This is a genomic window from Runella sp. (assembly GCF_965279615.1).
GTDB lineage: Bacteria > Bacteroidota > Bacteroidia > Cytophagales > Spirosomataceae > Runella.
The window spans coordinates 5,235,951-5,249,726 of sequence record NZ_OZ257252.1 but is presented as its reverse complement, the minus strand read 5'-3'; the positions used below and the strand labels follow the sequence as shown (position 1 = coordinate 5,249,726).

Sequence of the window (13,776 nt, the reverse complement as noted above, 5' to 3'; positions counted from 1 at the left end):
TATGTCTTCCTCTAAATCAACGATTTCGTGGCTTGTCTTAAGCCTGTGCCTGTCGCTGACATCCTCATTTGCGCAGTCGTTACGACCGCCGGCATATCCGCTCATTACTCACGACCCGTATTTCAGCATCTGGAGTACTACGGACCAACTGACCGAAGGCCCCACGCGGCATTGGACCGGACGACCACATTCTTTGGAAGGTATCGTGCGCGTGGACGGAAAAGCCTATCAATTTTTAGGGGCACCGCCTACAGTGTATCAAGCGTTATTGCCAACCGGCGAAACCAAACCTTATGAGGCGTTGTATACCGCAGTCAAGCCCGCAGAAGGTTGGGAACAGCCTGATTTTGTGCCGCAAGGTTGGAAAAAAGGTTCCGGACCTTTTGGCGATTCTCCCGCAGCGCGTTCTCCTTTCCGTAACGGTCAAATCGACAAAGACGGGATTTTTATTCGCCGTGAGTTCAATTATGACGGCAAAATCGACCCTGCAAAGCTATTGCTGACACTCGTCAATGACGACGACTTAGTGGTGTATCTCAACGGTACACGCATTTTTGCTAAACCGTGTTGCGCCGGAGAATACATCTATTCTCCGCTTTCGTCGGACGCTCAAAAAGCACTGCGCAAAGGACGTAATGTGTTGGCCATTCATTGCATTAGCCCTGTAGGTGAGTCATTTGTAGACGTCGGTATTGTAAGCGTTGTTCCTACTGCCCAAGCAGTAACCGCGACTCAAACCAAAGCCAACGTAACCGCCACCCAAACGCAATATGTATTTACGGCCGGACCGGTAGAATTGGACGTTAATTTTCTGTCGCCTTTGTTGTTGGACGAGTTGGAAGTGGCCGCTCGCCCCGTGAGCTATGTTACTTTCTCAACGCGTTCATTGGATAACAAATCGCACTCAGTACAGGTGTATTTCGGAGAATCGGCACAGATAGCGACCAATGTTCCTTCGCAGGAAGTAGTGGCAACAACCAAGACGGAAGGCAATTTGGTGTACGCATCGTTCGGCACCAAAGAGCAACCTGTATTAGGAAAGAAAGGCGACAACATTCGCATTGATTGGGGTTATGCGTATTTGGCCGTGCCCGAAGCCGGCAGCCGCATCGTTACCGGCAATCCCGATAACTTAAAGAATGAGTTCAAAACCAAAGGACAACTTCCTGCTTTGGCAGCGAGTACATCAGGAGTGGCAGGTGACTTGGCGGTGGCAACGGTGTTAAATTTTGGCAATGTATCAGGCTCAACGACAACCAAACACATTTTGTTGGGTTATGACGACCTGTATTCGGTGCAGTATTTTGGACAAAACCTCCGAGGTTGGTGGCGTCGTGACCCTGCGACGACGATGGTCAAAACCCTGCAAACCGCCGAAGGAGATTATGCGCGTTTGCGCCAAAAAAGCACAGCCTTTGACAAACAACTTCACGACGAGGCCACAAGATCAGGTGGAAAAGCCTACGCAGACTTGTGTCAACTGGCCTATCGGCAAGCCATCGCTGCCCACAAAATAGTGGCCGGGCCGAAGGGTGAGGTTTTCTTTTTGTCGAAAGAAAATTTCTCCAACGGTTCCATCGGTACGGTGGATGTAACCTATCCGTCGGCGCCGATGTTTCTTTTGTACAACAACGAATTGGCCAAAGGCTTGCTTCGCTTCATTTTTGATTACAGCGAATCAGGACGATGGAAAAAAGACTTTCCTGCCCACGACATAGGCACCTATCCGCTCGCCAACGGCCAAACCTACGGCGAAGACATGCCCGTAGAAGAAGCCGGAAACATGATGATCCTGACGGCAGCGTCGGTAAAAATGGACGGAAATCCAAGTTTTGCCCGCGAACACTGGCCGATGCTCACCAAGTGGGTGGAGTTTTTGAAACGCGACGGCTTCGACCCGGCCAATCAATTATGTACCGACGATTTTGCGGGGCATTTGGCACGTAACGCCAACTTATCAGCCAAGGCGATCATGGGTATTGCGTGTTATGCCCAAATGGCTACACAATTGGGCGAACAGAAACTGGCTGATGAGCATTTCACGTTGGCGCGTACTATGGCTCGTCGATGGATGGAAATAGACGCCGACGGCGACCACTATGCCCTTACGTTCGACAAAACAGCGGGAAGTTGGAGCCAGAAATACAATATCGTTTGGGATAGATTGCTCGGTCTGAACGTATTTCCGAAAGAAGTAGCGCAGAAGGAAATTGCGTTTTACCTCAAAAAGCAACAAACCTACGGCCTTCCGCTCGACAGTCGCAAGACGTACACCAAGTCTGACTGGATCATTTGGAGTGCCACCATGGCCGATTCAGAGAAAGACTTCAAAGCATTTATTGATCCCATTTGGAAGTTTGCCAACGAAACGCCCTCGCGCGTACCACTCAACGATTGGCACGAAACCACCAATGCCAAACAGGTCGGTTTTCAAGCCCGCTCGGTCGTGGGAGGCTATTTCATTAAGCTTTTGGCAGATCGTTTGGAGAAAGGGAAGTAAATAGTTGAAGAAGTACTGACATACAAAACCCTTCCAAAGAATTGAGCCTTGGGAGGGTTTTACTTTTTAAATATCTATGAATGAGCTAAGTACACCTAAATATTGCCTAATTCCAAGATATATCTTTGTTCGATTTAATAGGTAAATTCGGAAGTTATTTGTTTGATTTAATAGGCAAATTTGAGGGAATTTTGTTTGATTTTATAGGCAAATCTTAATTCACTCTTCTCTTTTTCATCTTCTATACCTGTATTGCGGCGGTGTTGCCAGCGATATTGTGCATGAACTTAAATTCATTAAGCTTCAGCCTCAAACTTTCGGCAAAACGATAAGTTGATACTATTCGTACTTTTATTTACTTGACATTTTGATTATTTTTATTCAATTTTGTCAAGTAAACAAATAAACTATTATGAACTCCGAGTTATCAGAAAGATTAGCTGCTGCCCGTCGTATGTCGGGGCTGTCTTTGCAGGAGCTTTCTGACCGTATGGGCAATGCCGTTAGTCGGCAAGCCATTCATCAGTTTGAGCAAGGTAAAGCAAAGCCCGAATCCGATACGCTCCTATTATTGGCTAAGGCACTCGGGGTACGTTTGGATTATTTTTACCGTGATATTGCAGCAACTGTTACGCTCGAAAAAATAGAGTACCGCAAAAAACAAAAGCTTACCAAAGCGGAAGAGACAGCCATTCATGAAAAAGCAAAAGATGTATTAGAGCGTTATTTTGAGCTTGAGAATTTAGTAGATGCTCAACTTATCTTTGAAAGTCCGCTTGAAAACGTCATTATCCATACTCAAAATGATATTGAGGATATGGCTGAGCTTATCCGTCAAAAGTGGCAATTAGGAATGAAACCTATTCCCAGTGTCATTGAAATGCTGGAAGAAAAAGGCATTAAAGTACTGGAAATCGACGCTTCTGAATCGTTTCAAGGTCTTTGCGCCAATGCTAATGGAAGTTTGGTAGTGGTCATCAATCAAAACGATGATGATGTACGCAAACGCTTTACAGCGATTCACGAGTTAGCACATATTTTACTGACTTTTGCTGAAAACGTAGATACAGAGCGATTTTGCCACCGATTTGCAGCAGCTTTATTGTTTCCACGTCAAAGTGTGATAGAGGTATTTTCGAACAAGCGAAAAAAAATTGCCTTGGCTGAACTCTTGCAGGTAAAAGCATATTATGGCATTTCAATTCAGGCAACACTCATTCGTCTTCGTGACCTCGACATCATCACCGACGCTACTTATAAGGGATTTATGATATGGATGACCAAAGTAGGATACCGCAAAAAAGAACCCGGCATTTACAAAGGCGTTGAAAAAGCGATGCGTTTTTCTCAACTACTCTATCGTGCTGCTATTGAAGAGGTTATTTCTTTAAGTAAAGCCGCAAGTTTGGGTAATCAGACATTAACAGAATTTAGGCGAACTTTAGCGGGAACGAATAATATAAAAGCATGAACAAAGACAATCCGGAGGTGTCCGATTTAGAGACACCATGTAATCGGATTGCTGTAAATGATGCCAACTTATTCATCGATTTATGTGAGATTGACTTAGTGGAAAGATTCTTTGAGTTACCGTTGGAATTTCATACCACGCAACTGATTTTGAATGAATTGGAAGAAGAGCAACAAAAGTTGCTCCTTCCCTTTTTAACAACCGAACGCCTTTCGGTAAGACATTTGACTCAGTCTGAAATTGAGGGCTTAGCTAGTATATCGACACAGTCTCGCAAGCTATCACGAGAGGATTTATCGGTGTATTTCTACGCTCGAGAATTGCAGAATTGTATGATTCTAACGGGAGATAATCGCCTCCGAAAAGAAGCGCAACAGCAAGGATTTGAAGTGCATGGGATTCTGTGGGTATTTGAGCAATTGGTGTATAAAGAGGTTCTTACACCCCAAATCGCTTCAAACAAACTTCGTGAATTGATGAGTATTAACTTGTGGGTACCTTTGGCAGAGTGCCAGACAATTCTTGAAAAATGGCAGAAAAAAACGACATAAAATCAGCATCTCATGACATATTGTCACAAAAAATGGACGTGGCATCTAAATTGAACCTTTATTTGTTAAGGAGTGCTATATGCTTAAACGAAGAAACATGACCAATAACTGACATTTTTTACATATTTATTAAACATACCTTAAGCTGGGTAAAAAAAGAAAATGCTCTCGCCGTCGCCAAACATTGAAGAGCATTTTCGAGAATTTCCAGCGATAAACAGGTTAGTGGAGGGGCTTACCCACCCTTTCCATGTATGCTTTTTGTTTGAAAACGCCGCAAAATTAAAAAAAGTTCTTGATATGTCAAGCTACACTTTTTGTACTCTTTGCTTCTTGCTTCTACATAAATGCCGTACCGACCTTCTTATCGCTCCAATTTTAAATTAATTATTAACTTCTAATTTTTTTAGTTATGGCTACGAATGGAGAAAAAGGAGGCGGGCGCCACGGCGCTGTTCGCGAGCGTTCACAAACGCATAATCCAAAAACAGATCAATGGGTAAAGCGTGACACAGAAACAGGGCGTTTTATTGATGTAAAAGAAGATGGTACACCCTTCAAAGGTGTAAGAAAAGAAAAATAATTATATAAGGGCTTTGGAGCAAGCCCTTATACTTATAATATAAAAAAACATAAATATGCTATTAACAGAACAAGAAGTAAGGAGTCGCTTATCACAAGAGAAAGTAGGTGGTTTAAGTGGTATTGTAACCGAATCACGAAAAGCGTCGGAAATTTTAGAAAAATCCTTTAATGAACAGCAGTCATTAAAAGGACAATCAGGGACTTATGATATTTTTTTATCGCATAGTACAAAGGATAAAGAATTAGTTGCAGGCACTAAACTTATTTTGGAAGACATGGGCTATTCTGTTTATATAGATTGGATTGAAGACCCACAAATGAATCGCAACAATGTAACCAAAGAAACGGCAGAACTTTTGCAAAAACGTATGCAGAATTGTAACTCTTTATTTTATGCCTTTTCAACAAATTCAGGCCAATCCAAATGGATGCCATGGGAGTGCGGATATTTTGACGGAATAAAGAATGGGAAAGTAGCAATTTTACCTATTTCTCAAAATAGAGAGAATTCTTTTAAAGGGGCAGAATATCTGGGATTATACTATTATATAACAATTGAAAACGATACTACGAAAAAGAGTAGAATATGGGTGCGTCAATCGGCTGTTAATTATGTCGTTTATGAAGGATGGATGAGTGGCACAAATCCTTATTATCGCCCATGAAAACAAAATTTAGTACTCAAATACAAACATTTATCAAAGAGTTTGCAAAAAACCTACATGATGATAATGTAGCCATTTTTGCTGGCGCAGGTATGTCAAAAAGTCGTGGTTTTGTAGACTGGAAGCAACTGCTTAGAGATATTGCTGAAGAACTAGATTTAGAAATCGACAAAGAAAATGATTTAGTTTCATTAGCACAGTTTCATGTAAACCATAAACAGAGCAAACAAAAATTGCATGAGACGATTTTAAATGAATTTTCAGAAGATATTGAAGGTGGAGAAAATCATAAAATTTTGGCTCGACTACCTATTTCTACTTATTGGACTACTAATTATGATAGCCTCATTGAAAACTCTCTAAAAGAACAAAGAAAAAAAATTGCAATAAAAAAACAGGTAAGCGATTTAAATCAGAATGTATTTGGTAGCCATGCAACTGTTTTTAAAATGCATGGTGATGCACAAGATCCGGCTAATGCAATTTTGACAAAGGAGCAATATGAGATATATCATTCAACCCATTCACCATTCATTACAGCCTTAAAAGGAGATTTAGTACAAAAAACATTTTTATTTATAGGGTTTAGTTTTGAAGACCCAAATCTTGATTATATTTTAAGTCGAGTAAGATTTGAGCAAAAAGAAAATTTGCGAACTCATTATTGTACAATGAAGCGTATTAGCATGAATGATTTTGGTAATACCCCTGAAGATGAAGCAAATTATAAATATAAAAAAAGGAAACAAGAACTACAAATTCAAGAACTTAAGAGATATCATATTGAAGCTCTTTTAGTTGATGACTATGATGATATTACAGAAATTTTAAGACAAATAGAAACATCTTTTAAAACTACATCTGTATTTATTTCCGGAAGTGCTGAAATATATGGAAGTATAGATAAAAATACTGCACAAGGCTTTATACATAAATTAAGTAAGCATATTATTGAAGAAAAATTTAGAATTGTTAACGGTTTTGGCTGGGGAGTTGGCAGTGCCATTATTAATGGAGCATTAGACGCAATTTACGATAAAACAGGTAAACATTCAGAAAGTCAATTAGTACTTAGACCCTTTCCTCAATTTGAAACAGGTGACAAAACCAAAGAAGAGCTTTGGCATGAGTATAGACAAAAAATGATTAGTCAAACAGGAATAGCTATTTTTATATTTGGTAATAAACTAAAAGAGGAAACAAGCGAAATAGAGCCTGCAGATGGTGTTAAAAAAGAGTTTGAGATTGCCAAATCACAAGGATGCCATTTAATCCCAATAGGTATAACGGGTTATATGGCGCATGAGCTATGGAAGGAAGTAGTTGATAATTTTGAAACATTTTATCCAAAACATCAGCATCTAAAAGTTGAGTTTGAAAAATTGGGGGATTCAGGATTGGCATTAAATGACATTTTAGCACATTTATTTAAAATTTTAAAATCATTAAAAAAATAACATATGGCAAGAAAGACTTTTTTCAGCTTCCATTATGAAAATGACGTATGGAGAGCAAATATTGTAAGAAATAGTTGGATTACTAAACCTAATACACAAGATGCTGGTTTTATAGATGCTGCTGCCTTTGAGGAAGTAAAAAAAGGCGGTGATATATCTATAAAAAGGTGGATCGATGATCAACTTTATGGAACAACTGTTACCGTTGTCTTAATAGGATCTGACACCAGTAATAGGGACTATATAAAGTACGAATTACAAAAAAGTTATATTCGTGGAAACGGTTTGATTGGTATTTATGTGAATAAAATAAGAGATAAAAATGGCAATCAATCATTAAAAGGAAGCAATCATTTTGGCGAAATTGGGAAAGATACACAAGGCAACTCAGTTTATTTCAGTATAAACTATCCTACTTATGATTGGGTAGATAATGATGGATATAATAATCTGGGAAGATGGATTGAAGAGGCCGCTAAAAAAGCAGGAAAATAAGATTATATTGATTATGGAAAGTTTCAAAGTTTTTTACTCATTTCATTATGAAGATGTTGGAAATTTTAAAGCCAACATAATTCGTAATACTTCAAAGATTAAATGTTACCAAGGTCTATTATCTGACCAATCAATTTGGGAAGAATTTAAAGCAAAAAATGCCTCTCAAATAAAGGTAAGAATTGACAGTTCTAGCTTAATAGATGCAGATGCGACAGTGGTATTAATTGGGCAAAACACTCACGAACGCAGATGGGTAAAATATGAGATTATTAAAAGTTTTGAGGCAGGCAATACTTTAATCGGGGTTCATATCAATAGAGTTAAAGGAAATATAGGTATTACTCGTAAAGGTCTTAGCCCTTTCGATAGGTTAGCATTTAGATATGATGAGAATAAAGAAAGACTCTATTTTCTTGAATTAATAAATGGTCGCTGGCAGCCATTTGAAGATTTGCCTTTTGTAAATAATAAAACAAAAAATTCTGTATATGTCAAAAAGACCAATTTCATACAATCTATTTTTAGAAGGTATAAAGACGGCAATCTTTATAAACTCTCTGAATTTTTCCCAGAATACACTTGGAAAATAGGAGAGCACAATGCTGAGAGTCTACATGAATGGATTCAAGAATCACATATATGGATTAGTATCTAGCCACATGCTTCCCTACAGTGCCAAAAAATGGTGCTGTAGGGAAGCATATAGTCATTTTCAATTCGCCCTCCTCTTCTCATCCTCCACGCCCGTATTGCGGCGGCGGGCTTGGGCGACGGTGTTACTGCCGAAACGGCGCGTAAAGGAAAACGTAACTACGCGTGAATCCCAACGACGGTCAGTAAAAAAATCCATGTTTTGGTAATTGACCACGACCGCAATGTGATTGGTGTAAAACAGATCGCTCATGGCCAGTTTGAAGGTGGATTTGCGATCTTTGGAGACTTTTTGAAGCCCGACCGAGGCCTGTCCCAAATTTTTGATGATGAAAAGCCCCCACGCATTGCGTGATTGATAGAAACCGTTCATTTCGGCCGACCAGCCTTTGTTGCCCAAAATAAAGGAATTATTGACGCGTACATCCCACGCCGTGTATTCATTCACCAAGTTGCCGCCCTGCAACGGACTGGTATATTTGTTCCAATACACACTTCCGATGATACTCGAATTCAGCCATTTTTTGACCGTCACAGGAATCGTCAGACCTAAATTGACTTGGTCAAAATTTTGCAGGTTGGCGGGAATTTGGTAGGAAATCTTGGTGGCATCGTCTTGTGCGAAAATGTCGGTGATGACTTCTTTGCTTTGGGCATAGCTGAGCGTCGTTACATATTTTTCTTTGAAAGTGTGGTTTACCTCAAACGAATTGGTCAACACAGGCTTTAGTTTGGGATCGCCCACGACGTAAGTAAACGGATCTACGAAAATGCGAAACGGATTCAATTGCCGATAATTGGGGCGGTCGATGCGCCGACTGTACGACACCGAAAGCTGATTGTTTTTGTCAAATTTATGATTGGCAAAAACACTCGGAAACAGATAGATATAGTTTCGTGAGAATTTCTCACCCGTCGTTACCTGTTCCCCATGCGTCACGGTGTGTTCCATTCGTAATCCTGCCTGAAAATCAGTCTTTTTGAATTCTTTGGCGTAATTGACGTAAGCGGCATTCACATTCTCGGAATAGATAAAATGATTGGAGCGTTTAGTGTCCAATTGCTCGCCGGAAGGCAATACGTCAAAAAATTGAATGTCATTATCGGTTTTAACCAAGCTGCTTTTCAGTCCGGCTTCAAACTTTTCACCTTTGCCCAACGGGTGCAGGTAATCGGCTTTGACGGAGCGAACGTCGATGTTGCCGCTTTGATCGGTCCGCAAGGCTTCCGAATTGAGCGGGGCTTTAGCCGCATTGAAATAATTCGTCACAAAATCCTGTTTCGTGGAGGCTCCAAAACGACCATAATCTGCATCGACGGTCAGTTCTTTGCCTTTGTCATCGAACGTATGTTTGAGGTTAACATTGGCAAAGCCGTTAAAGCGTTTTTCGGACAATTGATTATCCGTTTCGGCGGTAGAGCGTAGTGCGCCGTTGGGTTCGCTGATAAGTGAATTGGTAAAGCCATCGCGCTTGAGTCCAAACCAATTGGCATTGAGCATCACGCCCACCACCGTTTTTTTGGAAAGGTAATAGTCGGCTCCCACTTTGGCGTTGTGGCTTTGCATGGGCATTTTGATGAGCGATGTTTGATCAAAAACCGACGTCAAGGCTCTGTTTTCTCCGAAAAATTTCCGATTGATGTAAAACATGGTAAAACCTTTGGGCATCGAAATGGAATAATTTCCGAAGAAATTCCATTTCTTTTTTCGAAAGTTCAGGTTGGCACTCGCCGTTGGTTTGCGATAACGCCCCTGACCATAACTGAGGCTGTAATTGCCGTTGAAGCCTTCGCGTTGGTCTTTTTTAAATTTAATGTCGATAATGCCCGCATTGCCGGCTGCGTCGTATTTGGCCGAAGGATTCGTGACGATCTCAATGCGCTCGATATTTGCCGAAGGTATGCCTTTAAGGTAATTGATCAGATCAGCGCCCGACAGCGGGGTGGGCTTTCCGTCGATCATCACAATCACTCCCTGCTTTCCTTTAAGGTTGATGGAACTTTCCTGATTGACCACCACGCCCGGCGAGCGCTCCAATACTTCTAAAATCGACGTTCCGGTGCTCACAATGCTGCCTTCTACATTGACGATGAGGCGATCCAACTTGCGCTCCAAAAACGGCTTTTGTGCCCGTACAACCACTTCGTTCAGGTTTTTTGCATCCTGCATTAACGAAACAGAACGAAGATTGATGGTAGGATTTTCGGTATTAATGACAAACGCAGGACTCGAAAAGCGTTGATAACCAACCTGCGTTACCCGCACGAAGAATTGCCCGAATGCCACATTTTCAAACTCAAACTGTCCCTGATTATCACTAAGCGATGCTTTAACAAATACCGAATCAATCGCCCGATGGAGCGTCACGTTGGCAAATTCAAGAGACTTTCCGGCTTCATCGTTCACCTGCCCTTTAATGGTTTGGGCACCGACCGAATGAAAAAACAAACACAGAACAAAGAGAATTGGTAGATTTTTAAACATGGCTGAGTGAGTTGATGTTTGATACACCAAAACTAAGCTACAGCCCACATCGGGTCGTTCACCCAAAGGAGGGGATTTGGATGAATGGCGAGAGAAATTATCAGGGAAGCAAGGCCGATTTTTGGTAGAATGCTGCTTTTGGGATAGTTTTAACTTTTCCTTTATTTCTTATGCTTCAGTTAGTTAAAAACGCCTCCAAAAATCAGGAAAATCAAGCCATTGTCTCCGGCAATCAGGTCTATACCTACAGAAATTTGCTGGAAGCTTCGCACGAATTTGCTTCGTACCTGCTTGACCAAACCGGCGATTTAGCCGAAACTCGCGTAGCCTTTATGGTCTCGCCGGGCTTTGACTACGTGCGGGTGCAGTGGGGCATTTGGCGCGCGGGCGGGGTGGCAGTGCCGTTGTGCATCACCTATCCATTACCATCGTTGCAATACGTCATTGATGATACCGACGCGCAGATCATCGTTGCAGGCCCTGAATACGCCGAACTCCTGGCACCGTTGGCAACGCAGAAAGGCATTCGTTTTATTTCGTTGGCGGACGTCGATGCTTTGTCAATATCTTCCAAAAAACTGCCTAATATCCTTCCTGACCGGCGCGCTATGATCCTGTATACCAGCGGAACCACCAACCTACCCAAAGGAGTAGTGACGACGCACCGCACCATCGAAGCGCAGGTATCGACCTTGGTCAAATCGTGGGAATGGTCGGCCACTGATCGCATTTTGTGTGTGCTGCCGCTGCACCACGTTCATGGTATTATCAACGTGATTTCGTGCGCGTTATGGTCGGGTGCTACGGTCGAATTCCTGCCGTTTTTTTCGGCCGAAGCAGTCTTTGAGGCATTTGCTAAGGGGCACATCAACGTGTTCATGGCCGTACCCACTATTTATTTTAAACTCATTGCTTATTGGGAAACGTTGCCTCAAGAAGCACAACAACAGATATCCGACACACTTTCGCGCTTTCGGTTGATGGTTTCCGGCTCAGCAGCGTTGCCTGTATCGGTTATGGAAAAATGGAAAATCATCAGCAGCCATACGCTTTTGGAACGTTACGGCATGACCGAGATCGGCATGGGCATCAGCAATCCATACCACGGCGAGCGCAAAGCGGGCTACATCGGAAAACCCCTGCCGGGCGTACGTGTCCGTTTGGTCGATGAAAACAATCAGGTAGTGAAAGCAGGGCAACCCGGAGAGATTCAGGTAAAGGGTAAAAACGTATTTTTAGAATATTGGCAACGCCCCGAAGCCACCCAAAAGACCTTCACCGACGATGGTTGGTTCAAAACGGGCGACGTAGCCGTGGTGGAAAAAGGCTATTACCGAATCCTGGGACGCGATTCTATAGACATCATCAAATCAGGAGGTTACAAAATCTCAGCACTCGAAATTGAAGAAGTATTGCGCACGCATCCCGCTATCAGCGATTGCAGCGTAGTAGGTATTCCCAATGAAGAGTGGGGCGAATTAGTGGTAGCGGCGGTGATGGTCAAAGACCCTGAAATCGACCTCAAGGCGCTCAACCAGTGGCTGCGCGAACGAATGCCTGCTTACAAAGTACCGCGCCACTACAAGATCATCGACGAACTACCCCGCAACGCCATGGGAAAAGTCACCAAAAACGACATCAAGAAAATGTTCTGATCTACCAACGTCAGCAGGGTTTGGAACCCTGCCGACGTTATCCCTGCCGACGTTTTCCTAAACCTTTAACCTCAAAAAAATGATCATTTACGGCGTAGCCATTCTGGCCTTCTGCTACATCATTGGCCAACTTATTGGTGAATTTCTCGGCAAACTCATCGGCGTGGACGCCAACGTCGGCGGTGTAGGCTTTGCCATGCTGCTATTGATCTTTCTGAGCGATTGGCTCCATAAAAAAGGGGATTTTGATAAATCTACCGAAAACGGTATTCTGTTTTGGAATCAGCTATACATTCCGATCGTGGTGGCGATGTCGGCTATTCAAAACGTAAAAGTGGCTGTTTCCAGCGGTTTCATTGCCATTTTGGCGGGAATCGTCCCTGTATTGATCTGCCTCGCGTGCATTCCCCTGTTGGCCAAACTTTCCAAAAATACCAAGCCCGACTAAATATGGAAATCATTCCTAAGTTTCTCGAAAAAAATGGGCTGATTTTTGCCTTTCTGGTCGTAGGTATCATCATTTACCTATCAGGCATTATCTCCGACAAACTCACTCGCCGAAAAATTCCCGCTTCGGCCATCGCTATTCTAATCGGTCTGGTCATTGCTTACTTTGGCGGTGTGTATTCGGGTGGGGAAAAGGGCATTGCTGACGTCAAAATCTTCTCGGGTTTCGGTACCTTAGGCGGTTCTATGTTTCGCGATTTTGCCATTGTTTCCACCGCCATGGGGGCGAGTTTTTCAGTTCTCCGACGCACAGGTTGGGTAGGCGCATTATCGCTCTTTTTGGGGATCGTTCTTTCCTTTCTCGGCGGCGTAGTCATCGCATTGTTTTGGGGCTACCGCGACGCCGTCAGTCTGACCACCATTGGGGCGGGAGCATGTACCTACATCGTCGGCCCCGTGACAGGCGCAGCCATCGGCGCTTCCTCCGACGTCATTGCTCTGAGCATTGCGGCAGGCGTGGTCAAGGCCGTTTTTGTAACCATTGGTACACCCTTCGCTGCGAAATACATTGGCCTTGACAACCCACACACAGCCCTCATTTACGGCGGATTGATGGGAACAACCAGCGGCGTAACGGCAGGATTAGCGGCCACCGACCCCAAACTTGTTCCCTATGGTGCTCTCACCGCCACGTTTTATACGGGCTTAGGTTGCCTCGCCTGTCCTTCGATTTTGTACCTGTTGATGCGAATAACGTTTGGGGAGTGATGATGGAATGCGTGTTACAAAGGTTGCGCCTCTCCGAGGCTTT

At 42.9% G+C, this 13,776-nt stretch carries 12 protein-coding genes; 11 read left to right on the top strand and 1 reads right to left on the bottom strand.

The window, feature by feature from the left end:
* Nucleotide 1: 1 nt before the first annotated feature.
* From ACQY73_RS22060 to ACQY73_RS22025, 8 genes are all read left to right on the top strand, one after another.
* Nucleotides 2-2,500, top strand: coding sequence for a glutaminase domain-containing protein (locus ACQY73_RS22060; RefSeq protein ID WP_428655023.1), 2,499 nt, complete (start codon nucleotides 2-4; stop codon nucleotides 2,498-2,500).
* A gap of 412 nt (nucleotides 2,501-2,912) precedes the next feature.
* Nucleotides 2,913-3,971: a helix-turn-helix domain-containing protein gene (locus ACQY73_RS22055; protein WP_428655021.1), complete on the top strand. Its 1,059-nt coding sequence runs from the start codon at nucleotides 2,913-2,915 to the stop codon at nucleotides 3,969-3,971.
* Nucleotides 3,968-4,522 (top strand): hypothetical protein, encoded by a 555-nt coding sequence (locus ACQY73_RS22050; protein ID WP_428655019.1) that lies wholly within the window; start codon nucleotides 3,968-3,970, stop codon nucleotides 4,520-4,522. Before ACQY73_RS22055 ends, ACQY73_RS22050 begins: the two co-directional genes overlap by 4 nt.
* A gap of 412 nt (nucleotides 4,523-4,934) precedes the next feature.
* Entirely contained in the window at nucleotides 4,935-5,105 is a 171-nt protein-coding gene (locus ACQY73_RS22045; protein ID WP_428655017.1) for a hypothetical protein, read from the top strand.
* 55 nt (nucleotides 5,106-5,160) lie between these two features.
* Complete coding sequence (locus ACQY73_RS22040) at nucleotides 5,161-5,772, top strand: toll/interleukin-1 receptor domain-containing protein (protein WP_428655016.1); 612 nt, start codon at nucleotides 5,161-5,163, stop codon at nucleotides 5,770-5,772.
* Nucleotides 5,769-7,229: an SIR2 family protein gene (locus tag ACQY73_RS22035; protein ID WP_428655015.1), complete on the top strand. Its 1,461-nt coding sequence runs from the start codon at nucleotides 5,769-5,771 to the stop codon at nucleotides 7,227-7,229. Before ACQY73_RS22040 ends, ACQY73_RS22035 begins: the two co-directional genes overlap by 4 nt.
* A 3-nt stretch (nucleotides 7,230-7,232) precedes the next feature.
* A complete protein-coding gene (locus ACQY73_RS22030; RefSeq protein ID WP_428655013.1) occupies nucleotides 7,233-7,724 on the top strand; it encodes a TIR domain-containing protein in 492 nt (163 codons plus the stop codon).
* A 13-nt stretch (nucleotides 7,725-7,737) separates the two neighbouring features.
* Nucleotides 7,738-8,382, top strand: coding sequence for a TIR domain-containing protein (locus ACQY73_RS22025; RefSeq protein ID WP_428655011.1), 645 nt, complete (start codon nucleotides 7,738-7,740; stop codon nucleotides 8,380-8,382).
* A gap of 57 nt (nucleotides 8,383-8,439) precedes the next feature.
* Here ACQY73_RS22025 and ACQY73_RS22020 read toward each other — a convergent pair whose 3' ends face one another.
* The gene (locus ACQY73_RS22020; protein ID WP_428655009.1) at nucleotides 8,440-10,863 is read right to left on the bottom strand and encodes an outer membrane beta-barrel protein; all 2,424 of its coding nucleotides are present in this window, start codon (nucleotides 10,861-10,863) and stop codon (nucleotides 8,440-8,442) included.
* Between the two features lie 170 nt (nucleotides 10,864-11,033).
* Between ACQY73_RS22020 and ACQY73_RS22015 the strand changes: the two genes are divergently transcribed.
* The 3 genes from ACQY73_RS22015 to madM all read left to right on the top strand — a co-directional run bounded on the left by ACQY73_RS22015 (nucleotide 11,034) and on the right by madM (nucleotide 13,733).
* Nucleotides 11,034-12,518 (top strand): acyl-CoA synthetase, encoded by a 1,485-nt coding sequence (locus ACQY73_RS22015; RefSeq protein ID WP_428655007.1) that lies wholly within the window; start codon nucleotides 11,034-11,036, stop codon nucleotides 12,516-12,518.
* Between the two features lie 79 nt (nucleotides 12,519-12,597).
* Nucleotides 12,598-12,966 carry a malonate transporter subunit MadL gene (madL, locus tag ACQY73_RS22010; protein ID WP_428655005.1) on the top strand — a complete coding sequence of 123 codons (369 nt, stop codon included), beginning with the start codon at nucleotides 12,598-12,600 and terminating at the stop codon, nucleotides 12,964-12,966.
* A 2-nt stretch (nucleotides 12,967-12,968) separates the two neighbouring features.
* Entirely contained in the window at nucleotides 12,969-13,733 is a 765-nt protein-coding gene (gene madM / locus ACQY73_RS22005) for a malonate transporter subunit MadM (protein ID WP_428655004.1), read from the top strand.
* Nucleotides 13,734-13,776: the final 43 nt, after the last annotated feature.